We start from the raw sequence: 21,039 nt of genomic DNA on the forward strand, positions 1-21,039 counted from the left end.
CACCCCCCGATGAACCGTTACCCGATCTGGAAGTACGCGATCATCGCCGTCACGCTGGTGATCGGCATGATCTACACGCTGCCAAATTTCTTCGGCGAGTCACCTGCCGTCCAGGTCTCCAGCGCGAAAGCCACCGTCAAGGTGGACACCGGGATGCTCGTGCGCGTCGAGACGGCGCTCAGGTCGGCGGGAATCGAGCCCACCGGCACCTTCTTCGACGGCAACTCGGTCAAGGTGAGGCTGCGCGACACCGACACCCAGCTCAAGGCCAAGGACCTGATCGCCCGCGAGCTCAATCCGGACCCCAACGAGCCGGTCTACGTGGTCGCACTGAACCTGCTGTCGAGTTCGCCGCAGTGGCTCACGAAGCTGAACGCGCTGCCGATGTACCTCGGCCTCGACCTGCGCGGCGGTGTGCATTTCCTGCTCCAGCTCGACACGAAGCAGGCGCTGACCAAGCGACTGGACAGCAGCACCAGCGACATCCGCTCACTGCTGCGCGACAAGGGCATCCGGCACGCCGGCATCACGCGCTCGGGAAGCGGCATCGAGATCCGTTTCCGCGATGACGAGACCCGCTCGCGCGCCCGCAACGTCATCGTGGACGGCCTGCCGTCGCTGGCGCTCGCCGACCGCGCCGACGGCAACGACTTCCTGCTGGTTGCCGCTTTTTCGCCGCAGACCGAGCGCGAAGTGATCGACACCGCGCTGCAGCAGAACATCACCACGCTGCACAATCGCGTCAACGAGCTCGGCGTGGCCGAGCCCGTCATCCAGCGCCAGGGCGCCGACCGCGTCGTGGTGCAGCTGCCTGGCGTGCAGGACACCGCCAAGGCCAAGGACATCCTCGGGCGCACCGCCACCCTGGAGGCCCGCCTGGTCGACCTGAGCGCCGAGGCGCAGGCGGCGCTGATGGAAACCGGTCCGGTGCCGTTCGGCAGCGAGCTGTTCAAGGTCGGCCGCGGCGCGCCCGTGGTGCTGCGCAAGCAGGTGATCTTCTCCGGCGAGCAGCTCACCGGGGCCCAGGCCACCTTCGACGAGAACCAGCGCGCCGCGGTGGGCATCCAGCTCAACGACGCGGCCGGCCGGGTGCTGCGCGACGTCTCCCGCGAGAACCTCAAGAAGCCCATGGCCGTGGTGCTCTTCGAGCGCGGCCGCGGCGAGGTGCTGACGGTGGCCACCATCCAGGCCGAGCTCGGCTCGCGCTTCCAGATCACCGGGATGGACAGCCCCCAGGGCGCCAACGACCTCGCGCTGCTGCTGCGCGCCGGCGCGCTGGCCGCCCCGATGGAGATCATCGAGGAGCGCACCATCGGCCCCAGCCTGGGCGCCGAGAACATCGCCAAGGGTTTCAACAGCACGCTCTATGGCTTCATCGCGATCGCGGTGTTCATGATCGCGTACTACATGCTGTTCGGCGTCTTCTCCACGGTGGCGCTGGGCGTCAACGTGCTGCTGCTGGTCGCGCTGCTCTCCATGCTGCAGGCCACGCTCACGCTGCCGGGCATCGCCGCCATCGCGCTCACGCTAGGCATGGCCATCGACGCCAACGTGCTCATCAACGAGCGCATCCGCGAGGAGCTGCGCCGCGGGGTCTCGCCGCAGGTCGCCATCTCCGAGGGCTATGAGCGCGCCTGGGCCACCATCCTCGACTCCAACATCACCACGCTGATCGCGGGCGTCGCCCTGCTGGTGTTCGGCTCGGGCGCGGTGCGCGGCTTCGCGGTGGTCCACTGCCTGGGCATCATGACCTCGATCTTCTCTTCGGTCGTCGTCTCGCGCGGCATGGTCAACCTCTGGTACGGCCGGCGCAAGAAGATCGCCAAGCTCGCCATCGGCCAGGTCTGGAAGCCCTCTTCGCGCTGAGGCTTTCGCCACCGCATCCCGACAGCCCCCAGGACACCCGAGGCACAAGCACATGGAATTCTTCCGGATCAGGCGCGACATCCCGTTCATGCGGCATGCGCTGGTCTTCAACGCGATCTCGATCATCACCTTCGTGCTCGCCGTCTTCTTCCTCGCCACTCGCGGGCTGCACCTGTCGGTGGAGTTCACCGGCGGCACGGTGATGGAGGTGAGCTACGCGCAGGCGGCCGACCTGCCGAAGGTCCGCGGCACCATCGAAGGGCTCGGCTACGCCGACGCCCAGGTGCAGAACTTCGGCACCTCGCGCGACGTGCTGATCCGGCTGGCCATCCGCGGCACCGAAACCTCGGCGCAGCAGAGCGAGCAGGTGATGGCTGCCCTCACTGCAGCCGACTCCTCGGTGCAGCTGCGGCGGGTGGAGTTCGTCGGCCCCCAGGTGGGGTCGGAGCTCGCCACCGACGGCGCGATGGCGCTGCTCTTCGTGATTCTCGGCATCATGATCTACCTGGCGATCCGCTTCGAGTGGAAGTACGCGGTCGCCGCGATCGTCGCCAACATGCACGACGTGATCATCATCCTGGGCTTCTTCGCGTTCTTCCAGTGGGAGTTCTCGCTGTCGGTGCTGGCGGCGGTGCTGGCGGTGCTCGGCTACTCGGTCAACGAATCGGTGGTGATCTTCGACCGGGTGCGCGAGAAATTCCGCGAACGCCAGGCCAAGAACATGACCACGCCCCAGGTGCTCGACCACGCCATCACCAGCACCATCTCCCGCACCATCATCACGCACGGATCCACGCAGCTGATGGTGGGGTCGATGCTGCTGTTCGGCGGCGCGGCGCTGCACTACTTCGCGCTGGCGCTGACCATCGGCATCCTGTTCGGCATCTACTCGTCGGTGTTCGTGGCGGCCGCCATCGCGATGTGGCTCGGCGTCAAGCGCGAGGATCTGCTCAAGACGCCGAAGAAGGACGACGGGCAGCCCGAAGCGCCCTGACATGCAGGAGAAGATCCGCGTCTGGGACCTCCCCACGCGCCTGTTCCACTGGGCGCTGGCGATCTGCCTGGCGGGTTCGCTGGTCTCGGTGAACCTGGGCGGCAACGCGGTGGGCTGGCACTTCCGCTTCGGCTACGCCATGCTTGCCCTGCTGCTGTTCCGCGTCGCCTGGGGGTTCGTCGGGCCGCGCTACTCCCGCTTCGCGAGCTTCCCGCCGAGCCCGGCCGCGGCGCTGCGCCACCTGCGCGGCGAAGGAGTCGACCGCCCCGGCCACAGTCCGCTTGCCGCCCTCTCGGTCTACGCGCTGCTGCTGGCGCTGGCGATCCAGGCGGGCACCGGCCTGTTCGCGAACGACGCGATCATGTGGGACGGGCCGCTGAAAAACCTGGTGACGAACGCCACCAGCGACACCCTCACCCGGCTCCACAAGCTCAACCGCTTCGTCGTGATCGGGCTGGTGCTGCTGCACCTGGCGGCGATCGCCTTCTACACCTTCGTGAAACGCCGCAGGCTGGTCGCGGCCATGATCACGGGCGACGCTGCGGTACGCCCGCCGCCGGGCGCGGCTGCCGCGCGCGACTCCGGCGATGTGCGCGCCTCCGGGAAGCCGCGCGGCCACCGGGCCGACCACACCGCGGAACCAGCTCGAGACGACGCCCGGGTGCGTCTGAAGGCGCTCTCCCTGCTGGCTGCCAGCGCGGCGGCCGTCTGGTCCCTGGTGGAATTCTCCGCCGCCGCCCTCTGACCAGCCGGTCAGCCGTCGAACGACGGCTGACCGGCCCGCCGACCGCGTCAGATGTTGCGGTACTTGTCGTGACAGTTCTTGCAGGAGGCGCCGGTGGCGCCGACCTGCTTGCGCAGCGACTCCAGGCTGGCAGCCGCCTCGGGCAGCTTCGCAGCCTCGCCCTTGAAGCGATCCGCGCGCTCCTTGAAATCGGCGGCGTCAGCCCAGGGCTCCGCTTTCAGCCCCTTCGAAGTCGATCCCTGCGGGAAGGCCTCCCACGGCAGGTGGCCGAGACTCTCGATCAGCCGGGCCGAGGCCTGCGCGGCGCCCGCATCGAAGGGGCGCTCACCCTTGGCCATCGCCGCAAGCCGGCCCATGTGGTTGGCCATCAGCGTGTACGCCGACTGCCGGTACTTGACCGCATCCTCGGCTTTCGCGAACTGCGCCTGCGCGGGGACTGAAACCGCTGCGGCCGTGGCTGCCGCGGCGCAGATCAACAGGATCTTCTTCTTCATCCGACTGCCTCCTGGGGGTTGGAACGCAAGCCGTGTTCGCAGGAACACGGCCCTTCGATTCAGATGCCCTTCGCCAAGGTCTCGGCCAGACCGGTGTATGTCCCGGGGGTCAGTTCGCGCAGCCGCGCCTTTGCCTCCTCGGGGATCGCCAGTCGATCGACGAAGGCCGCCAGCTCCGTGGCGGTGATCCGCTTGCCGCGAGTGAGCTCCTTGAGCTGCTCGTAGGGGTTCTCCACGCCGTAGCGGCGCATCACGGTCTGGATGGGCTCGGCCAGCACCTCCCAGTTGGCGTCCAGGTCCGCCGCCAGGCGCTCACGGTCGACCTCGAGCTTGTCCAGCCCGCGCAGGCAGGAGTTGAAGCCGAGCAGCGCGTAGCCCAGCGCCACGCCCATGTTGCGCAGCACCGTGGAGTCGGTGAGATCGCGCTGCCAGCGCGACACCGGCAGCTTCTCGGCCAGGTGGCGCAGCAGCGCGTTGGCCAGCCCCAGGTTGCCCTCGGAGTTCTCGAAGTCGATCGGGTTGACCTTGTGCGGCATGGTCGAGGAGCCGATCTCGCCGGCCTTGAGCCTCTGCCTGAAGAAGCCCAGCGAGATGTAGCCCCAGACGTCGCGGTCCAGGTCGAGCAGCACCGTGTCGATCCGCGCCAGCGCGTCGAAGTACTCGGCCATGTAGTCGTGGGGCTCGATCTGGATCGTGTACGGGTTGAACACCAGCCCCAGGCCCTCCACCACGCCGCGCGAGAACCCCTGCCAGTCGATCTCCGGGTAGGCGCTCAGGTGCGCGTTGAAGTTGCCCACGGCGCCGTTCATCTTCGCGAGCACTTCGACCCGGACCCAGCGCTCGCGCGCGCGCGCAAGGCGTGCGACGAAGTTGGCGAGCTCCTTGCCCACCGTCGTAGGCGAGGCCGGCTGGCCGTGGGTGCGCGAGAGCATGGGCACGTCCGCAAGCTCGTGCGCGAGCGTGCGCAGCCGGCCGATCACGGCGTCCAGCGCCGGCAGCATGACCTCGTCGCGGGCCGCCTTCAGCATCAGCGCATGCGAGGTGTTGTTGATGTCCTCAGAGGTGCAGGCGAAGTGGATGAACTCGGCAGCGCGCAGCAGTTCCGGGGAGTCCTTCACCGACTCCTTCAGGAAGTACTCGACGGCCTTGACGTCGTGATTGGTGACGCGCTCGATGTCCTTGATGCGCGCTGCCTGGTCATCGCCGAAACCGTCGACGAGGTCGCGCAGCCGCACGCGCGCGTCGACGGAAAACGGCGGAAGCTCGGGCAGCCCGGCGTCGGACAGGGCGATCAGCCAGGCCACCTCGACGGCGACCCGGTGCCGCATGAAGGCGGCCTCGGACATCAGCCCCCTCAGGGATGCCACCTGGGCGGCATAGCGTCCGTCGAGCGGCGAGAGGGCGTTGAGAGCGTGGTTGGGGGCGGGGTTGGGGGCGTTTCGTTCCATGCGCGGATGCTAGCATCACCGGCCCTGCCCGCCACCGGTCCGACAGGCTTCGCGCCCAGTGCCGGGCGGTTCCCCGCCGCGTGGCCATTGCTTATACTGGCAGACCCGCCCCGTCGCCCGGGCCGCAACGCCCCCTCCCCCGGAACACCATGAAGCTGATCGGCTCGGACACCAGCCCCTACGTGCGCAAGGTGCGCATCGTGATGGCCGAGAAGAGGATCGACTACAGGTACGAACTCGAGGACGTCTGGTCCCCGCAGAGCCGGATCCGCGAGTCGAACCCCCTCGGCAAGGTCCCCTGCCTGATCATGGAAGACGGCGGTGCCGTGTTCGACTCCCGCGTCATCGTCGAGTACCTCGACAACCTCACCCCGGTGCACCGGCTGATTCCGCCCTCCGGGCGCGAGCGCATCGAGGTGAAGTGCTGGGAGGCGCTCGCCGACGGCCTGCTGGACGCCGCCCTGCTGATGCGGCTGGAGCAGACCCAGCGCGAGGAAGGCCAGCGCAGTCCGAAGTGGATGGCGCGGCAGATGGGCAAGATCGAAGCGGCTCTCGAAGCGATGGCGACCGGTCTCGGCGACAACCCCTGGGCCTGCGACGCGAAGTACTCGCTGGCCGACGTCGCGATGGGCTGCGCCCTGGGCTACCTCGACTTCCGCTTCCCCCAGTTCGGCTGGCGCAGCCAGCACCTGAGCCTGGCGCGCCACGCGGACAAGCTCTTCGAGCGGCAGCCCTTCCTCGACACCCGTCCGCCCGCCTGAGGCCGGGCCGGAGCAGGAGCCGGCTCAGCGGGCCGCAGCGATCAGCCCGCCCCCGAGGCACACCTCGCCGCGATAGAGCACCGCGGACTGTCCGGGCGTGGCCGCCCACTGCGGCTGCGGGAATTCCAGCACGAAGCGCTCCCCCTCCACCTGCGCCAGCCGGCAGGCGCTGTCGGCCTGGCGGTAGCGGGTGCGCGCAGTGAGCGCGCCGTCGTCGGCCGGCGGCTCGCCGGCGATCCAGTGCGCATGGTCGGACTCGATGCGGGTGCTCATCAGCCACGGGTGGTCATGCCCCTGCACGACATGCAGGGTGTCGGACTCCAGGTCCTTGCGGGCGACGTACCAGGGATCGCCGCTGCCCTGCTTCGTGCCGCCGATGCCGATCCCCTTGCGCTGACCCAGCGTGTAGAAGGCCAGGCCGACGTGCTCGCCCACCTTCTTTCCGTCTTCGGTGAGGATGGGCCCGGGGCGCGTGGGCAGGTAGCGGTTGAGGAACTCCCGGAAGGGCCGTTCACCGATGAAGCAGATGCCGGTCGAGTCCTTCTTCTTCGCGTTGGGCAGTCCCAGCCGGTCGGCAATCTCGCGCACCTGCCGCTTGTGCAGGCCGCCGAGCGGGAACATCGCCCGCGCCAGCTGCGCCTGCGACAGGCGGTGCAGAAAGTAGCTCTGGTCCTTGCCGGGATCCACGCCGCGCAGCAGCTCGTGCCGGACCGCAGCGCCTTCGCCCACGGTGCGCACCCGCGCGTAGTGCCCGGTCGCGATCCTCGCGGCGCCCATGCGCACCGCATGGTCGAGAAAGGCCTTGAACTTGATCTCGGCGTTGCACAGAACGTCCGGGTTGGGCGTGCGTCCGGCTGAATACTCGCGCAGGAACTCGGCGAACACCCGATCGCGGTACTCGGCGGCAAAATTCACCGCCTCGATGTCGATGCCGATGACGTCGGCCACGCTGGCCGCGTCCAGCCAGTCCTGCCGGGTGGAGCAGTACTCGCCGTCGTCGTCGTCCTCCCAGTTCTTCATGAACAGGCCGACGACCTCGTAGCCCTGTGCCTTGAGCAGCCAGGCGGTGACCGCGGAATCGACCCCGCCCGACAGTCCCACCACCACGCGCGTACCCTGACCGGGCAGTTCGCCCGGGCGCAGCCCCGCTGCCTCGAGCAGTGAGCGCTCCACACTGGCCGTCGCGCCGCGGACACGGGGCGTCGATGCCTCGCTTAGATTGGTCACGTCCATGTGTCCATGATACCCAAGCTCACTGGAATGAGCGGCTGAAGCCGGTTGGCGTGATATAAACGTGGGTTTTGCAGCTTTTACAGATTTCCAGGGGATATCCCATGCTGATCGGCATTCCGGCCGAAACCCGAGCGGGTGAAGCGCGCGTCGCGGCAACCGCCGAGACGGTCAAGAAACTGGCCGCATCCGGCCACCGAGTGGTCGTGGAGGCAGGCGCAGGGCTGCGCGCCGCGCAGACCGACGACGCCTTCCGCGCCGCCGGCGCCGAGATCGTCGACCGCGCCGCCGCACTGGGCGCGGAGCTCGTGCTCAAGGTGCGGCTGCCGCAGGACGATGAGCTCGCGGCGATGCGCCGCGGCGCGGCGCTGATCGGCATGCTCGAACCCTTCAACGACGCGGGCATCGCTGCCATGAACGCCGCCGGCCTGACCGCCTTCGCGCTCGAGGCCGCGCCGCGCACCACGCGCGCCCAGAGCATGGACGTGCTGTCGTCGCAGGCCAACATCGCCGGCTACAAGGCAGTGCTGCTCGCGGCCACCACCTACGGCCGCATGATGCCGATGATGATGACCGCCGCCGGCACGGTGAAAGCTGCCCGCGTGCTGATCCTCGGCGCCGGTGTGGCGGGCCTGCAGGCGATCGCCACGGCCAAGCGGCTGGGTGCGGTGATCGAGGCCTCCGACGTGCGCCCCGCAGTGAAGGAGCAGATCGAGTCGCTGGGCGCCAAGTTCGTCGACGTGCCCTTCGAGACCGAAGAGGAACGCGAGATCGCCCAGGGCGTCGGCGGCTACGCGCGGCCGATGCCGGCCGCGTGGATGCAGCGCCAGGCCGCCGCGGTGGCCGAGCGCATGAAGCAGGCAGACATCGTCATCACCACCGCGCTGATCCCCGGCCGCAAGGCGCCGGTGCTGGTCACCGAGGAAATGGTGAAGTCGATGAAACCCGGCTCGGTGATCCTCGACATGGCCGTCGAGCAGGGCGGCAACTGCGCGCTCAGCGAGGCCGGTGCCACAGTCGTGAAATACGGCGTGAGCATCATCGGCCAGCCCAACCTGCCGGCCACCGTGCCGGCGGACGCCTCCGCGCTCTACGCGCGCAACGTGCTCGACTTCCTCAAGCTGGTCGTCGACAAGGACGGCGCGCTCGCCGTGAACCGGGAAGACGACATCGTCGCGGCCTGCCTGTTGTGCGCTGGCGGCGAACTCGTCCGCCGCAACGGCTGACCGGCACTGGAGAAGAACACATGGAACTCATCAACCCCACGGTGATCAACCTGATCATCTTCGTGCTGGCGATCTACGTCGGCTACCACGTGGTCTGGAACGTCACCCCGGCCCTGCACACGCCGCTGATGGCGGTCACCAACGCGGTCTCCGCGATCATCATCGTCGGCGCGATGCTCGCTGCCGCGCTGACCGAGACCGGACTGGGCAAGACGATGGGCGTGCTAGCAGTGGCGCTGGCGGCGGTCAACGTCTTCGGCGGCTTCCTGGTCACGCGACGGATGCTCGAGATGTTCAAGAAAAAGGAGCCGAAGGCCGGCTCCGCGAAGAAGTGACCCGGAGCCCGACGCCATGAGCATGAACCTCGTCGTACTGCTGTACCTGGTCGCATCGATCTTCTTCATCCAGGCCCTCAAGGGCCTGTCGCACCCGTCCACCTCGCGGATCGGCAACGGCTTCGGCATGGCGGGAATGGCCATCGCCGTGCTCACCACGGTGGCGCTGATCTACAAGCTGCGCCCCGAGATCGCCACGGTCGGCATGGCCTGGGTGCTGCTGGGCCTGCTGGTCGGCGGCACCGCCGGCACGCTGATGGCCAAGCGCGTCGAGATGACCAAGATGCCCGAGCTGGTCGCCTTCATGCACAGCATGATCGGCCTGGCCGCGGTGTTCATCGCGATCGCCTGCGTCGCCGAGCCCTGGGCCTTCAACATCGTCGAGAAGGGCCAGCCGATCCCGCTGGGCAACAAGGTGGAGCTGTTCATTGGCGCCTTCGTCGGCGCGATCACCTTCTCCGGATCGGTGATCGCCTTCGGCAAGCTGTCCGGCAAGTACAAGTTCCGGCTGTTCCAGGGCGCGCCGGTGGTGTTCAAGGGCCAGCACATGCTGAACCTGGTGCTCGCCCTCCTGATGGTGGCGCTGGGCCTGGTGTTCGTCGCCTCCTCCACGCAGGCCGAGGGCTGGCCGGCGTTCTGGGGCATGCTCGCGCTGGCCTTCGTGCTGGGCGTGCTGATCATCATCCCGATCGGCGGCGCCGACATGCCGGTGGTGGTGTCGATGCTGAACAGCTACTCCGGCTGGGCCGCCGCGGGCATCGGCTTCTCGCTGAACAACAGCATGCTGATCATCGCCGGCTCGCTGGTCGGCTCTTCGGGCGCCATCCTCTCGTACATCATGTGCAAGGCGATGAATCGCTCGTTCTTCAACGTCATCCTCGGCGGCTTCGGCGGCGAGGCGGTGGCGGCCGCCACCGGCGGCGGCGAGCAGCGCCCGGTGAAGACCGGCTCCGCCGACGACGCGGCCTTCCTGCTGGGCAACGCCGACACCGTGATCATCGTTCCCGGCTACGGTCTGGCGGTGGCCCGCGCGCAGCATCCGCTCAAGGAACTCACCGAGAAGCTGATCGCCAAGGGTGTGCAGGTGAAGTACGCGATCCACCCGGTGGCCGGCCGGATGCCCGGGCACATGAACGTGCTGCTGGCCGAGGCCGAGGTGCCCTACGACCAGGTCTTCGAGATGGAGGACATCAACTCCGAGTTCGGCGACACCGACGTGGTGCTGGTGCTGGGCGCCAACGACGTGGTCAACCCGGCAGCCAAGGACCCGAAGTCGCCGATCGCAGGCATGCCCATCCTCGAGGCCTACAAGGCCCGCCAGGTCATCGTGAACAAGCGTTCGATGGCCTCGGGCTACGCGGGCCTGGACAACGAGCTGTTCTACATGGAACGCACGATGATGGTGTTCGGCGACGCGAAGAAGGTCGTCGAGGACATGGTCAAGGCGATCGAGTAGGGCCGCGGCGGGCCGCGGCCTGCGGCCCGGGCTTGTCCTGCGGAGAATCGCCCGCAGATAATCGGGAACGGCCGCCTGCCCGGGCGGCCTTCCTCCATTGGAGACCCCGATGCCAGACGACCTGGTGCAGATGCCCGGCAGCCGCGAATCCCAGGAGACGCTGCGCCGGGTCGCGCTGTTCGACTACGTGCTGCACATCGCCGGCCTGCTGCTGTCGATGGGGCTGCTCTCCGTGGTTGCGCTGATCGTCAACTACGTCAAGCGCGACGACGCGCGCGGCACGATCTACGAGAGCCACATGAACTGGATGATCTCCACGTTCTGGTGGACCCTGTTCTGGCTGGTGGTGTCCTTCATCCCCAGCCTGGTGCTCTCGGTGGTGTCCTTCGGACTGCTGTCCTTCCTGTTCATCGTGCCGGGGCTCTGGTACCTGTACCGGATGATCAAGGGGCTGCTGCGGCTGCTCGACGGCCGCCCGGCGCCCTGAGCGGCAATGAACGCCCATGAACGGCTAGCGCCGCGGGCCCTGAGTCCCTGAGCCGCTTTCCACCGTGCGGAGGATCGCAATGAACTCCAGTCATCCTTCCGGCGCGCGGCGCCCCGAACCGGCGCCCGTGCGCCTTGCGCGCCGGCAGGTCCTGGCCGCGATCGGCGGGCTGTCCGTCGCCGGACTCGCCGGCTGCGCTGCCCCGGCCGCGATCGTTCGCCCGCCGGCCTCCGCGCCGCAGGTGCGGGCGGGGGATGCGTGGCGCTACCGCCAGGTCAACCGCTACAACGGCCTTGGTCTGGGCGAGACCACGATGCGGGTGCTCTCGGTGGCGCCGCAGCTGCGGGTCGCGGTCTCCGGCTGGGGCGCGCCCCCCGAAGGCGTCGAGGAGATCCACGACGGCCCCTGGAACGTGCTCCAGGAACCCGCCTACGACATGCTCCAGCGCTTCGAGACGCCGCAGCCGCTGCTGCCTGCAGACCTGCAGGCGGGCGCCACGGTGCGCTACTCGGGCCGCTACCGGGTGCCCGGCCTCGACGAATCCTTCGAGTGGCATGCCTGGGCCGACGCGCTGCGCTGGGAGGAGACGACGGTGCCGGCCGGCCGCTTCGAGACGCTGCGCATCCAGCGCCGGATCGCCTTCCGCCACTCGGACCTCTGGCGCGTCCGTTCCGAGCGCCACGAGACGATCTGGTACGCGCCCGCCGTGAACCGATGGGTGCGCAGGGAGTGGACCGGCACCTATCGCCGCTACTCGCTGGAGCGCAACATCCTGCTGCGCGAGGACTGGATCGCCTCGGAGCTGGTCGACTACGCGCCGGCGCGCGGCTGACCGGCGCCGCTCATCCCGGCGAAATCGCCTCGTCCAGCCACTCCACCCAGTGTCGCACCGGCGTGCCGGTGCCCGCCTGCAAATGGGCGATGCAGCCGACGTTGGCCGACAGCAGCATCTGGGGCCGCCCCGCCTCCAGCGCCACCAGCTTGCGCGCGCGCAACTGCTGCGAGAGCTGCGGCTGCAGCACCGAGTAGGTGCCCGCCGAACCACAGCACAGATGGGACTCCGCCACCGGCTGCAGCTCGACCCCAAGGCCGGCGAGCAGTCGCTCCACCCTGCCGCGCACCTGCTGGCCATGCTGCAGCGTGCAGGGCGGATGGAAGGCCACCCGCGCGGCCGGCGCGCGCCGCAACGACACGTCGCCGCGCGCGATGGCCGCCTCGATCTCGGCCGGCAGCCATTCCGCCAGGTCATGCACCAGCGCGCTCACCCTGCGCGCCTTCTCCGCATAGGCGGGGTCGTCGCGCAGCAGGTGCGCATAGTCCTTGAGCATCACGCCGCAGCCCGAGGCATTCGACAGGATCGCCTCCACCACCGGGCCGTCCGGCGAATCGACATGCCGCCACCAGGCGTCGATGTTGCGCCGCGCATCCGCGAGCGCCCCGGCCCCATCGTCCAGGTGCTGGCGGATCGCCCCGCAGCAGCCCGAGTCGGCCCCCGCCACGGCCTGGACTCCGATCGCATCCAGCACGCGGACCGTGGCGGCGTCGATCGAGGGCATCATCGAAGGTTGCACGCAGCCCGCCGGCACCAGCACCCTGCGCGGATGGCTGCGGCCGGGCACGGGCCCCGGGGCGCGGCGCGCGGGCACCTTGTCGCGCAGCCCCGCGGGCAGCAGGCGGCGCACCGCCTGCCCGGCACGCATCGCGGGCCCGAACAGACCGCGGCGCGTGAGCCCCTCGCGCAGCGCAGCGCGCAGCAGGCGCTCCTTCAGCGGCCTACGGACCTTCGCGTCGACCAGCCGGCGGCCGATGTCGACGAGGTGCCCGTAACGCACCCCCGACGGGCAGGTGGTCTCGCAGTTGCGGCAGGTCAGGCAGCGGTCCAGGTGAACCTGGGTGGCGGCGGTGGGTTCAACCCCCTCGACCACCCGCTTGATCAGGTAGATGCGCCCGCGCGGGCCGTCGAGCTCGTCGCCGAGCAGCTGGTAGGTGGGGCAGGTCGCGGTGCAGAAGCCGCAGTGCACGCAGCTGCGCAGGATCGATTCGGCCTCGATCCCGTCGGGCGTGCCTTTGAGCCAGTCGGCCAGGTGGGTTTCCATCGTTCAGAGGTCCGGGTACATGCGGCCGGGATTGAAGATGCCGGCGGGATCGAACTCGCGCTTGAGGCGGGCGTGCAGCCCGGCGACCGCGGGGGCGAGCGGCTGGAACACCCCCGCCGAGCGGTCGCCGCCGCGGAACAGGGTGGCGTGGCCGCCCAGGTTGCGCGCCGCCTGGCGCAGCAGCGCCGGATCATGCCCGCCGCGCAGCCAGCGCTGCCCGCCGCCCCACTCGATCAGCTGCGGCCCCGCAAAGGCCAGCGCCGGCGCGATGGACGGCAACGACAGTCGCCACAGCGGTTGGTCGCCATCGAAGAACTCCGCGGCGTGGTCGCGCAGGCTGCGCCAGTAGCCGGCAGCGACGCCGGGATCCAGCTCGACTGCGCCGTGATCGTGACGCAGCCGGAGCAGGGCCGCATCGACCGCGGCGCGCGCGCCGGACAGACGCAGCCGCAGCCCCCCGCTCTGCCAGGCGCTCGCGGAGATCGGCAGCGGGCGCCCCGCCAAGGCATTGAGCAGCCGCAGCGCGTCCTCCTGGCCGATCGTCATCGACAGCGTCGCCTCGGCGGCAGGCCTCGGCAGCACCTTCAGCGACACCTCGGCGATCAGCCCGAGGATGCCCATCGAGCCGCACAGCAGCCGCGAGACGTCGTATCCGGCGACGTTCTTCATCACCTGCCCGCCGAAGTTCTTGAGGGTTCCGGCGCCGTCGAGCAGGGCAGCGCCGAGGACGAAGTCGCGGGCCGCACCCGCCGAGGCCCGGCGCGGCCCGGACAGTCCGGCAGCGACCACGCCGCCGATCGTCGAGCCCGGACCGAAGGCCGGCGGCTCGAAGGCCAGCATCTGCCCCTTCTCTGCGAGCGCTGCCTCCACCTCTTCCAGCGGGGTGCCCGCCCGGGCGGTGATCACGAGCTCGGTCGGCTCGTAGCTGGTGATGCCGCGCCAGCGCCGCGTGTCGAGCACCTCGCCTTCGAGGGACTGCCCGAGGAAGTCCTTGGTGCCGCCGCCGCGCAGCCGCAGCGGACGGCGCGCAGCCGCCGCCGCGACGATGCGCTCCCTGATCTCGTTGAGTTCCTGCATGGCGCTCCAGCCGCTCCGTGTGGCGCGTGCCGCTCAGAAGCGCGGCAGCTCGGGAAAGCGCAGGCGGCCGGCGTGCACGTGCATCCTGCCGTACTCCGCGCAGCGCGCCAGCGTGGGGATGGCCTTGCCCGGGTTGAGCAGCCCGTGCGGATCGAAGGCGCGCTTGACCGCGAAGAAGGTTTCGCGCTCCTCGGGCGAGAACTGCACGCACATCGAGTCGATCTTCTCCACGCCCACCCCGTGCTCGCCGGTGATCGTGCCGCCGTACTCGACGCACAGCTCGAGGATCTCCGCGCCGAAGCGCTCGGCCCTCGCCCATTGCCCGGGATCGTTCGCGTCGAACAGGATCAGCGGGTGCAGGTTGCCGTCGCCGGCATGGAAGACGTTCATGCAGCCCAGCCCGTGGCGCTCCTCCATCTGCGCGATCGCCGCCAGCATGCGCCCGAGGTTGCGGCGCGGAATGGTGCCGTCCATGCAGTAGTAGTCGGGCGAGATGCGCCCCGCGGCGGGGAAGGCGTTCTTGCGCCCCGACCAGAAGCGCAGCCGCTCCTCCTCCGAGGCCGAGACCCGGATCGCGGTCGCGCCGGCATCGCGCAGCACCTGCTCCATCCGCGCGATCTCCTCCTCGACCTCCTCCGGAGCGCCGTCGGACTCCGCAAGCAGGATGGCCTGCGCGTCGAGGTCGTAGCCGGCGCGCACGAAGGGCTCCACGGCGCGGGTGGTCTTGCGGTCCATCATCTCCAGCCCCGCCGGAATGATTCCCGCGGCGATGATGCCCGCCACTGCGTCGCCGGCCTTCACCACGTCGTCGAAGGAGGCCATCACCACGCGCGCCAGCGGCGGCGTGGGCACCAGCTTCACCGATACTTCGGTGACCACCAGCAGCATCCCCTCGGAGCCGATGACCGCAGACAGAAGGTCCAGCCCCGGTGCGTCCGGCGCCTCGGCGCCCAGCTCCACCTCCTCGCCGTCGATGGTCAGGCCGCGCACCCGCAGCACGTTGTGGACGGTGAGGCCGTACTTCAGGCAATGCACGCCGCCGGAGTTCTCGGCCACGTTGCCGCCGATGGTGCAGGCGATCTGCGAGGACGGATCCGGCGCGTAGTACAGGCCGTAGGGCGCGGCGGCCTCGGAGATCGCGAGGTTGCGCACCCCGGGCTCGACGCGGGCCACGCGCGCGCCAGGATCCACCGCGAGGATGCGGTTGAGCTTCGCCAGCCCGAGCACCACGCCGCAGGCGTGCGGCATCGCGCCGCCCGACAGGCTGGTGCCGGCGCCGCGCGCCACGACGGGCACGTCGAGCTCGCGGCAGGCCCGCAGCACCGCGCGGACCTGGGCCTCGGATTCGGGCAGCGCCACGACCATCGGCAGCTGCCGGAAGGCCGACAGCCCGTCGCACTCGTAGGGCCGCACCTCCTCCTCGCGATGCATCACGCAGTGCGCGGGCAGCTCCGCGCGCAGGCGGGCGACCACCTCGGCCTGGCGTTGCGCCGGGGGAGCAGCGCTCGGGCTGGCATGGCGGAATTCGGCGTGGGCGGTCGTCATCTTGGCGGTCTCCAGCGCCGAAGGTTAACCCGGCGATATGCTCTCCGCTCGATGCTCGCACCGAGGGCCCGCACGCCACGATGGACGGATCACGCCTGAAGGGCTACCTGCTGCTGTTCGCCGGAATGTCGCTGGTGGGGGTCTACGTGGCGCTGTCCCGGCCGCTGACCGCCGCGTTCCCGGTGTTCCTGCTGGCCTGGCTGCGCTTCGGGATTGCCGCGCTGGCGCTGCTGCCGTGCACCCTGCCCTGGCTGCGCGCCGCGCCGGCCCCGCTTCGCGCACTGGCGCACGCTGCTGCCGATGTCGCTGTTCGGCAACTTCCTGTTCTCGATCTTCATGCTGCAGGGCGTGGCCATGAGCTCGGCCGCGACCGCCGGCGTCATCCTGGCGACACTGCCCGCACTGGTGGCGCTGCTGGGCGCAGCGGTGCTGCGCGAGCGCCTGGACGGCCCGCAGCGCGCCGCGGTGGGCCTCGCAGTGGCCGGGGTCGCGGTGCTCGCCGCCGCAGGGCCGGACGGCGGCAGCGCCGCCGCGGGTGCCGCCGCGGGCGCCACAGCGGCTCCGTCCTCGGGCGCCGGCTCCGTTGCCGGCGCACTGCTGGTCTTCGCCTGCGTCTGCTGCGAGGCGGTCTACGTGGTGCTCGGCCGGCGGCTGGCCGGCCGCATGACGCCGATGCGCATTTCCGCTGCGATCAACCTGGTCGGCCTGTCGCTGATGACGCCCTTCGGCCTCGCGCAGGCGCTGCGCTTCGACTTCGGCGCGGTGGCCGCCCCGACCTGGGCGCTGCTGGCCTTCTACGCGCTGGCCGCCAGCGTGGCTTCCACCTGGCTCTGGCTGTCGGGGCTGCGGCAGGTGCCGGCCAGTCAGGCCGGCGTGTTCACGATCGCGATGCCGCTGGCGGCGAGCCTGGTGGGCACGGCCTGGCTGGGCGAGGCCTTCGGCGGTGCGCAGGCGCTGGCGCTGGCCTTCGCCGTGGCCGGCATCGCGCTGATCGCGCGCAGCGATTCCGGAACGCCCCGGGTCGCCGAGGCGCGGCCGCCGACGGGACAATCCTGACCAGGGCGCGACGCCTTTCGCTGCGCGCCGCAGAATCCTTTCCGGGCCGCCGGCGCCGCCGCGCGCCGCAGGCCCGTCCAGCAAGCCATCCGACGCGAGCCCTCTCCCGCCCATGCCCAGCAAAGCCATCGACCCCAGAACTCCCGTCCTCGTCGGCTGCGGCCAGATCACCGACACGCAGAGCGCTCCGTCCTCCGCGCGCTCGCCGTCGGCCTTCGTCGCCGAAGCCGCGCGGCTCGCGCTGGCCGACGCCAGGCCCTCCGCCGGCGCCCAGGCGCTCGCATCCCGGCTGGAATCGGTGTCGGTGATGCGCTACTTCAGCGATTCCAGCCCGCGCTTCGTCCAGCCGCATGGCCGTTCGTCGAACCCGCCCAAGACCGTGGCCCGGCTGCTCGGCGCCGCCGCTGCCCGGGAGTTCGTCTACACCGAGGTCGGCGGCAACATGCCCCAGTACCTGGTCAACGAGAACGCCGAGCGGATCGCGCGCGGCGAGCTCGACGCTGCGCTGATTGCAGGCGGCGAACTGCTGCGCTCCGCGCAGCTCGCCCAGCGCCAGGGGCTGACCCTGGACTGGCGCGACGACCCCGGCGGCGAACCCATGTCGAAGGGCGACACCCGGCTCGGCTGGAGCGAAGAGGAAGCACGCCACAACCTGCGCGCCGCGATCTGGATGTACCCGCTGCTGGAGAACGCCGTCCGCGGCGACCGCGGCGCCACGCCGGAGGAGCATCTGCGGTCGATGGCGCGGCTGTTCGCGCGCTTCGCCGCAGTGGCGCGCGACAACCCGCTGGCCACCCGGCGCGAGGGCTACGACGCGCAGACGCTGGCCCGCATCGATGCGAAGAACCGCTACATCGCCTGGCCCTACCCCCGGCTGATGAATTCGAATGCCTTCGTCGACCAGTCGTCCGCGCTGATCATGACCTCCTCGGCGCTGGCCGACGAGCTCGGCATCCCGCAGGACCGGCGCGTCTACCTGCACGGCTGCGCCGACGCGGCCGACATCTGGACGGTGACCGAGCGCGCCGAACTGCACCGCTCGCCGGCGATCCGCGGCTGCTCGAAGCTGGCGCTGTCGATGGCCGGCATCGGCCTGGCCGACGTCGCCGCCTTCGACATCTACAGCTGCTTCCCCTCGGCGGTCGAGGTGGCCTGCCGGGAGACCGGGCTGGCCGAGGACGATCCTCGCGGCCTGACCGTGACCGGCGGCCTGCCCTACTTCGGCGGGCCGGGAAACAACTACGTGACGCACTCGATCGCACAGATGATGGACACGGTGCGCGCCCGGCCCGGCAGCTACGGCATGGTCACCGCCAACGGCAGCTACCTGACCAAGCACTCGGCCGGCATCTACTCCACCCTGCCCAACCAGGGCCGCTGGGAGCGCGAAGACCCGGACCGCCTGCAGGCGGAAATCGACGCCGGCCCCAGCGTGCGCGTGGAGACCGCGCCGCAGGGCCCGGCGGTGATCGAGACCTACACGATCACCTACACCGGCGAGACCCCGTCCGGCGGCTTCGTGTTCGGGCGCCTGCCGGACGGCGCACGCTTCGTCGCAACCGTGCCGGCCGAACCCGGGCTGCTCGCGCGGATGGTGTCGCAGGACCAGCTCGGCCGGCCCGGCACGGTGAGCGCGACGGCGAAGGGAAACGTGTTCACGCCAGCCTGAGGATGCCGAACTGAGCACGCTGGCCGGCGCGAAAGCGGCGGCGCGGCGCGCGCCCGGCGCTCAGGAGGAAACCGGAGCCGGAGCGCGCAGTTCGCGGCGCAGGATCTTGCCGACGTTGGTCTTGGGCAGCGGCTCGGTGCGGAACTCCACCAGCTTGGGCACCTTGTAGCCGGTGAGGTGCAGCTTGCAGTGATCGATCAGGTCCTGCTCGGTGAGCGACGGGTCCTTCCTGACGACGACGATCTTCACCACCTCGCCGGAGCGGTCGTCGTGGGCGCCGATCGACGCCACCTCGAGCACGCCCGGGTGCATCGCCACCACGTCCTCGACCTCGTTCGGGAACACCTTGAAGCCCGACACCACGATCATGTCCTTCTTGCGGTCGGTGATCCGGAACCAGCCGCGCTCGTCCATGAAGCCCATGTCGCCGGTGCGCAGCCAGCCGTCCGCGGCCAACACCTTCGCCGTCTCGTCGGGCCGGTTCCAGTAGCCGCGCATCACCTGCGGGCCGCGGATGCAGATCTCCTCGACCTGCCCTTGCGGCAGGTCGTTGCCCTGCTCGTCCATGATCTTCGCTTCGGTGGAAGGCAAGGGCAGGCCGATCGTGCCCGTCCATTCCTCGATGCCGAGCGGGTTGGCCAGCGCCACCGGCGAGGTCTCGGTGAGCCCGTAGCCTTCGATGATCGCCAGGCCGGTGGCCTGCTTCCACTTGTGCGCGACCACCCGCTGCACCGCCATGCCGCCGGCCGAGATCAGCTTCAGTCTGCTGACGTCGACCTGCGCGAAGCCAGGCGCGTCGATCAGCGCGCCGTACAGCGTGTTGACGCCGATGATGGCGGTGAACGGATTCTTCCTCAGCGTCTCCAGGAAGGCCGGCATGTCGCGCGGGTTGGTGATCAGCAGGCAGTGCGCGCCCAGCTTCATGAACACGAGGTTCGTGGTCAGCGCGTAGACGTGATACAGCGGCAGCGGAATCACCACCGTCTCCTCGCCGTCCTTCAGGTCGCGGGCCATCCAGGCTGCCACCTGCAGCACGTTGGCCACCATGTTGCCGTGGGTCAGCACCGCCCCCTTGGCCACCCCGGTGGTGCCGCCGGTGTACTGCAGGAACGCCACGTCCTCGTGGCCGAGCGGCACGTAGTCGAGCGACAGGGCCCGTCCGGCGCGCATCGCGGCGAGGAAGGGCGTGCTGCCGGGAATGCTCCAGGGCGGCACCATCTTCTTCACGTGCTTGACCACGAAGTTGACCAGCCCGCGCTTGAACGCCGGGAACAGGTCGCCCACCTGGGTGGTGATCACGGTGCGCACCTTCGTGCGCGGCAGCACCTCCTGCAGGGTGCCGGCGAAATTCTCGAGCACGACGATGACCGAGGCCCCGGAATCGTTGAGCTGGTGTTCGAGCTCGCGCGCCGTGTACTGCGGATTCACGTTGACCACGGTGAAGCCTGCCCGCAGCGTGCCGAACAGCGCCACCGGGTACTGCAGCAGGTTGGGCATCATGATCGCCACGCGCTCGCCCCGCTCCAGCTTCAGCACCTTCTGCAGGTAGGCGCCGAACGCCCGGGTGGCCCGGTCGAGATTGCGGTAGCTGAGCGACACGCCCATGTTGCCGTAGGCAGGCAGGTCGGCGAAGCGGCGACAGCTGTCCTCCAGCACATGCTTCAGCGACGCGTAGTCATCGATGTCGATGTCGGCGGGGATGCCCTGCGGGTACTGCTTCAGCCAGATGCGATCCATGCGGCCCTCCATCTGCGTGTGGCATTGACAAGTATGAACCGGGTGGCATGCCGGGCGCACGCCGGGCCGTCAGCGGGGGGATGCGCTGCCAGGATGGAGGAAGGCGTCCAGCGCCTCCAGGCTGTCGAACGCGTCCGGCGCCTCTTGCCCCGGCGCCTCTTGCCCTCGCGCGGTCTGTGCGGCCGGCCGAGGCAGGTCCGGCCGGCGCACCCATGCGGCCCGCAGGCCCGCGTCGCGCGCAGCGTGGACGTCCAGATGCAGGTCGTCGCCGACGTGCAGCACCTCGGCGGGCTGCGCCCCGGCACGGCGGCAGGCCTCGAGGTAGATGCGGGGGTCGGGCTTGCCGAAGCCGAGCTCGTGGGCGCTGACGCTGGCCGCGAAGTAGCTGCCGAGCCCGATCCGCCCGACGTCGGCATTGCCGTTGCTCACCGCCACCAGCCGATAGCGCCGCGCCCAGGCCGCGAGCACCGGTTCGACGTCCTCGTAGAGAGTGACGCATTGCCGGGCTTCGAGGAACACCTCGAAAGCCGGTCCGGCCAGCGCCTGGTCGTCGCCTGCGGCCGCCAGCGCGCGGCGCAGCGACTCGCGGCGCATGAAGCTCACGTCGTGCGCCCGCTCCGGGTGCCCGGCCAGCAGCGCTTCGCGCACCAGCCGGCGGTTGTCGGGGGTCAACCAGGCGGCGGTCGCGGGCGCGCGCTCGGCGAGCCAGGCGGACAGCGTCCGCTCCGCGTGGATCAGCGCGGGCTTCACCGGCCAGAGCGTGTCGTCGAGGTCGAGCGTGATGGCCAGCAGGGGTCGGTCGGTTCGCATCGCCCGA

Annotated in this window: 19 protein-coding genes; 11 read left to right on the forward strand and 8 right to left on the reverse strand. The window is 70.0% G+C overall.

Features of this window, described 5'->3' with window-relative positions; all coding sequences use genetic code 11:
• The first annotated feature begins 9 nt into the window (after positions 1-9).
• Genes secD through HNQ70_RS07460 form a run of 3 tightly spaced genes read left to right on the forward strand, consistent with a single transcriptional unit; the run spans position 10 to position 3,605 of the window.
• Positions 10-1,866 (forward strand): protein translocase subunit SecD, encoded by a 1,857-nt coding sequence (secD, locus tag HNQ70_RS07450; protein WP_183965910.1) that lies wholly within the window; start codon positions 10-12, stop codon positions 1,864-1,866.
• Positions 1,867-1,918: 52 nt separating this feature from the next.
• Positions 1,919-2,860, forward strand: a complete 942-nt coding sequence (secF, locus tag HNQ70_RS07455; RefSeq protein WP_183965912.1) for a protein translocase subunit SecF — start codon at positions 1,919-1,921, stop codon at positions 2,858-2,860.
• Between the two features lies 1 nt (position 2,861).
• Positions 2,862-3,605: a cytochrome b/b6 domain-containing protein gene (locus HNQ70_RS07460; RefSeq protein WP_183965914.1), complete on the forward strand. Its 744-nt coding sequence runs from the start codon at positions 2,862-2,864 to the stop codon at positions 3,603-3,605.
• Positions 3,606-3,652: 47 nt separating this feature from the next.
• Here HNQ70_RS07460 and HNQ70_RS07465 read toward each other — a convergent pair whose 3' ends face one another.
• Both HNQ70_RS07465 and purB read right to left on the reverse strand, forming a co-directional pair.
• Positions 3,653-4,099 (reverse strand): c-type cytochrome, encoded by a 447-nt coding sequence (locus HNQ70_RS07465; protein ID WP_183965916.1) that lies wholly within the window; start codon positions 4,097-4,099, stop codon positions 3,653-3,655.
• A 59-nt stretch (positions 4,100-4,158) separates the two neighbouring features.
• A complete protein-coding gene (purB, locus tag HNQ70_RS07470; protein WP_183965918.1) occupies positions 4,159-5,547 on the reverse strand; it encodes an adenylosuccinate lyase in 1,389 nt (462 codons plus the stop codon).
• A 149-nt stretch (positions 5,548-5,696) separates the two neighbouring features.
• On the opposite strand from purB, the gene HNQ70_RS07475 reads away from it, so the two are divergent.
• The gene (locus tag HNQ70_RS07475) at positions 5,697-6,308 is read left to right on the forward strand and encodes a glutathione S-transferase N-terminal domain-containing protein (protein WP_183965920.1); all 612 of its coding nucleotides are present in this window, start codon (positions 5,697-5,699) and stop codon (positions 6,306-6,308) included.
• Positions 6,309-6,332: 24 nt separating this feature from the next.
• Here HNQ70_RS07475 and mnmA read toward each other — a convergent pair whose 3' ends face one another.
• Positions 6,333-7,436, reverse strand: a complete 1,104-nt coding sequence (mnmA, locus tag HNQ70_RS07480; RefSeq protein ID WP_281381595.1) for a tRNA 2-thiouridine(34) synthase MnmA — start codon at positions 7,434-7,436, stop codon at positions 6,333-6,335.
• Between the two features lie 206 nt (positions 7,437-7,642).
• Between mnmA and HNQ70_RS07485 the strand changes: the two genes are divergently transcribed.
• The 5 genes from HNQ70_RS07485 to HNQ70_RS07505 all read left to right on the forward strand — a co-directional run bounded on the left by HNQ70_RS07485 (position 7,643) and on the right by HNQ70_RS07505 (position 11,874).
• Positions 7,643-8,764, forward strand: coding sequence for a Re/Si-specific NAD(P)(+) transhydrogenase subunit alpha (locus HNQ70_RS07485; protein ID WP_183965924.1), 1,122 nt, complete (start codon positions 7,643-7,645; stop codon positions 8,762-8,764).
• A gap of 20 nt (positions 8,765-8,784) precedes the next feature.
• The gene (locus HNQ70_RS07490; protein WP_183965926.1) at positions 8,785-9,099 is read left to right on the forward strand and encodes an NAD(P) transhydrogenase subunit alpha part 2; all 315 of its coding nucleotides are present in this window, start codon (positions 8,785-8,787) and stop codon (positions 9,097-9,099) included.
• Positions 9,100-9,115: 16 nt separating this feature from the next.
• The gene (locus tag HNQ70_RS07495) at positions 9,116-10,555 is read left to right on the forward strand and encodes an NAD(P)(+) transhydrogenase (Re/Si-specific) subunit beta (RefSeq protein WP_183965927.1); all 1,440 of its coding nucleotides are present in this window, start codon (positions 9,116-9,118) and stop codon (positions 10,553-10,555) included.
• Between the two features lie 109 nt (positions 10,556-10,664).
• On the forward strand, positions 10,665-11,042 hold the full coding sequence (locus HNQ70_RS07500; protein ID WP_221302711.1) for a DUF4870 family protein: 378 nt from the start codon (positions 10,665-10,667) through the stop codon (positions 11,040-11,042).
• A 79-nt stretch (positions 11,043-11,121) separates the two neighbouring features.
• A complete protein-coding gene (locus tag HNQ70_RS07505) occupies positions 11,122-11,874 on the forward strand; it encodes a hypothetical protein (protein WP_183965929.1) in 753 nt (250 codons plus the stop codon).
• Between the two features lie 10 nt (positions 11,875-11,884).
• Here HNQ70_RS07505 and glcF read toward each other — a convergent pair whose 3' ends face one another.
• The 3 genes from glcF to HNQ70_RS07520 are packed head-to-tail and all read right to left on the reverse strand — an operon-like array spanning position 11,885 to position 15,760.
• Positions 11,885-13,138: a glycolate oxidase subunit GlcF gene (gene glcF, locus HNQ70_RS07510; protein WP_183965931.1), complete on the reverse strand. Its 1,254-nt coding sequence runs from the start codon at positions 13,136-13,138 to the stop codon at positions 11,885-11,887.
• Between the two features lie 3 nt (positions 13,139-13,141).
• Positions 13,142-14,215, reverse strand: coding sequence for a glycolate oxidase subunit GlcE (gene glcE / locus HNQ70_RS07515; protein WP_183965933.1), 1,074 nt, complete (start codon positions 14,213-14,215; stop codon positions 13,142-13,144).
• Positions 14,216-14,248: 33 nt separating this feature from the next.
• Positions 14,249-15,760 carry an FAD-linked oxidase C-terminal domain-containing protein gene (locus HNQ70_RS07520; protein WP_183965935.1) on the reverse strand — a complete coding sequence of 504 codons (1,512 nt, stop codon included), beginning with the start codon at positions 15,758-15,760 and terminating at the stop codon, positions 14,249-14,251.
• 300 nt (positions 15,761-16,060) lie between these two features.
• Here HNQ70_RS07520 and HNQ70_RS07525 point away from each other — a divergent pair, with 300 nt between their 5' ends.
• Positions 16,061-16,816, forward strand: a complete 756-nt coding sequence (locus HNQ70_RS07525) for a DMT family transporter (RefSeq protein ID WP_343060679.1) — start codon at positions 16,061-16,063, stop codon at positions 16,814-16,816.
• 112 nt (positions 16,817-16,928) lie between these two features.
• Complete coding sequence (locus tag HNQ70_RS07530) at positions 16,929-18,485, forward strand: acetyl-CoA acetyltransferase (RefSeq protein ID WP_183965937.1); 1,557 nt, start codon at positions 16,929-16,931, stop codon at positions 18,483-18,485.
• Positions 18,486-18,545: 60 nt separating this feature from the next.
• On the opposite strand, the gene HNQ70_RS07535 is transcribed toward HNQ70_RS07530, so the two are convergent.
• Both HNQ70_RS07535 and HNQ70_RS07540 read right to left on the reverse strand, forming a co-directional pair.
• Positions 18,546-20,222 (reverse strand): AMP-binding protein, encoded by a 1,677-nt coding sequence (locus tag HNQ70_RS07535; RefSeq protein ID WP_183965939.1) that lies wholly within the window; start codon positions 20,220-20,222, stop codon positions 18,546-18,548.
• Between the two features lie 69 nt (positions 20,223-20,291).
• Positions 20,292-21,032 carry an HAD family hydrolase gene (locus HNQ70_RS07540; protein ID WP_183965941.1) on the reverse strand — a complete coding sequence of 247 codons (741 nt, stop codon included), beginning with the start codon at positions 21,030-21,032 and terminating at the stop codon, positions 20,292-20,294.
• Positions 21,033-21,039: the final 7 nt, after the last annotated feature.

The sequence above is a fragment of the Quisquiliibacterium transsilvanicum genome, from assembly GCF_014202215.1.
Classification (GTDB): Bacteria; Pseudomonadota; Gammaproteobacteria; order Burkholderiales; family Burkholderiaceae_E; genus Quisquiliibacterium; species Quisquiliibacterium transsilvanicum.

Coding starts and splice junctions, on each gene's coding strand:
- secD (WP_183965910.1), top strand. CDS start 10: ATGAACCGTTACCCGATCTGGAAGTACGCGATCATCGCCGTCACGCTG.
- secF (WP_183965912.1), top strand. CDS start 1,919: ATGGAATTCTTCCGGATCAGGCGCGACATCCCGTTCATGCGGCATGCG.
- HNQ70_RS07460 (WP_183965914.1), top strand. CDS start 2,862: ATGCAGGAGAAGATCCGCGTCTGGGACCTCCCCACGCGCCTGTTCCAC.
- HNQ70_RS07465 (WP_183965916.1), bottom strand. CDS start 4,099: ATGAAGAAGAAGATCCTGTTGATCTGCGCCGCGGCAGCCACGGCCGCA.
- purB (WP_183965918.1), bottom strand. CDS start 5,547: ATGGAACGAAACGCCCCCAACCCCGCCCCCAACCACGCTCTCAACGCC.
- HNQ70_RS07475 (WP_183965920.1), top strand. CDS start 5,697: ATGAAGCTGATCGGCTCGGACACCAGCCCCTACGTGCGCAAGGTGCGC.
- HNQ70_RS07485 (WP_183965924.1), top strand. CDS start 7,643: ATGCTGATCGGCATTCCGGCCGAAACCCGAGCGGGTGAAGCGCGCGTC.
- HNQ70_RS07490 (WP_183965926.1), top strand. CDS start 8,785: ATGGAACTCATCAACCCCACGGTGATCAACCTGATCATCTTCGTGCTG.
- HNQ70_RS07495 (WP_183965927.1), top strand. CDS start 9,116: ATGAGCATGAACCTCGTCGTACTGCTGTACCTGGTCGCATCGATCTTC.
- HNQ70_RS07500 (WP_221302711.1), top strand. CDS start 10,665: ATGCCAGACGACCTGGTGCAGATGCCCGGCAGCCGCGAATCCCAGGAG.
- HNQ70_RS07505 (WP_183965929.1), top strand. CDS start 11,122: ATGAACTCCAGTCATCCTTCCGGCGCGCGGCGCCCCGAACCGGCGCCC.
- glcF (WP_183965931.1), bottom strand. CDS start 13,138: ATGGAAACCCACCTGGCCGACTGGCTCAAAGGCACGCCCGACGGGATC.
- glcE (WP_183965933.1), bottom strand. CDS start 14,215: ATGCAGGAACTCAACGAGATCAGGGAGCGCATCGTCGCGGCGGCGGCT.
- HNQ70_RS07520 (WP_183965935.1), bottom strand. CDS start 15,760: ATGACGACCGCCCACGCCGAATTCCGCCATGCCAGCCCGAGCGCTGCT.
- HNQ70_RS07525 (WP_343060679.1), top strand. CDS start 16,061: ATGTCGCTGTTCGGCAACTTCCTGTTCTCGATCTTCATGCTGCAGGGC.
- HNQ70_RS07530 (WP_183965937.1), top strand. CDS start 16,929: ATGCCCAGCAAAGCCATCGACCCCAGAACTCCCGTCCTCGTCGGCTGC.
- HNQ70_RS07535 (WP_183965939.1), bottom strand. CDS start 20,222: ATGGATCGCATCTGGCTGAAGCAGTACCCGCAGGGCATCCCCGCCGAC.
- HNQ70_RS07540 (WP_183965941.1), bottom strand. CDS start 21,032: ATGCGAACCGACCGACCCCTGCTGGCCATCACGCTCGACCTCGACGAC.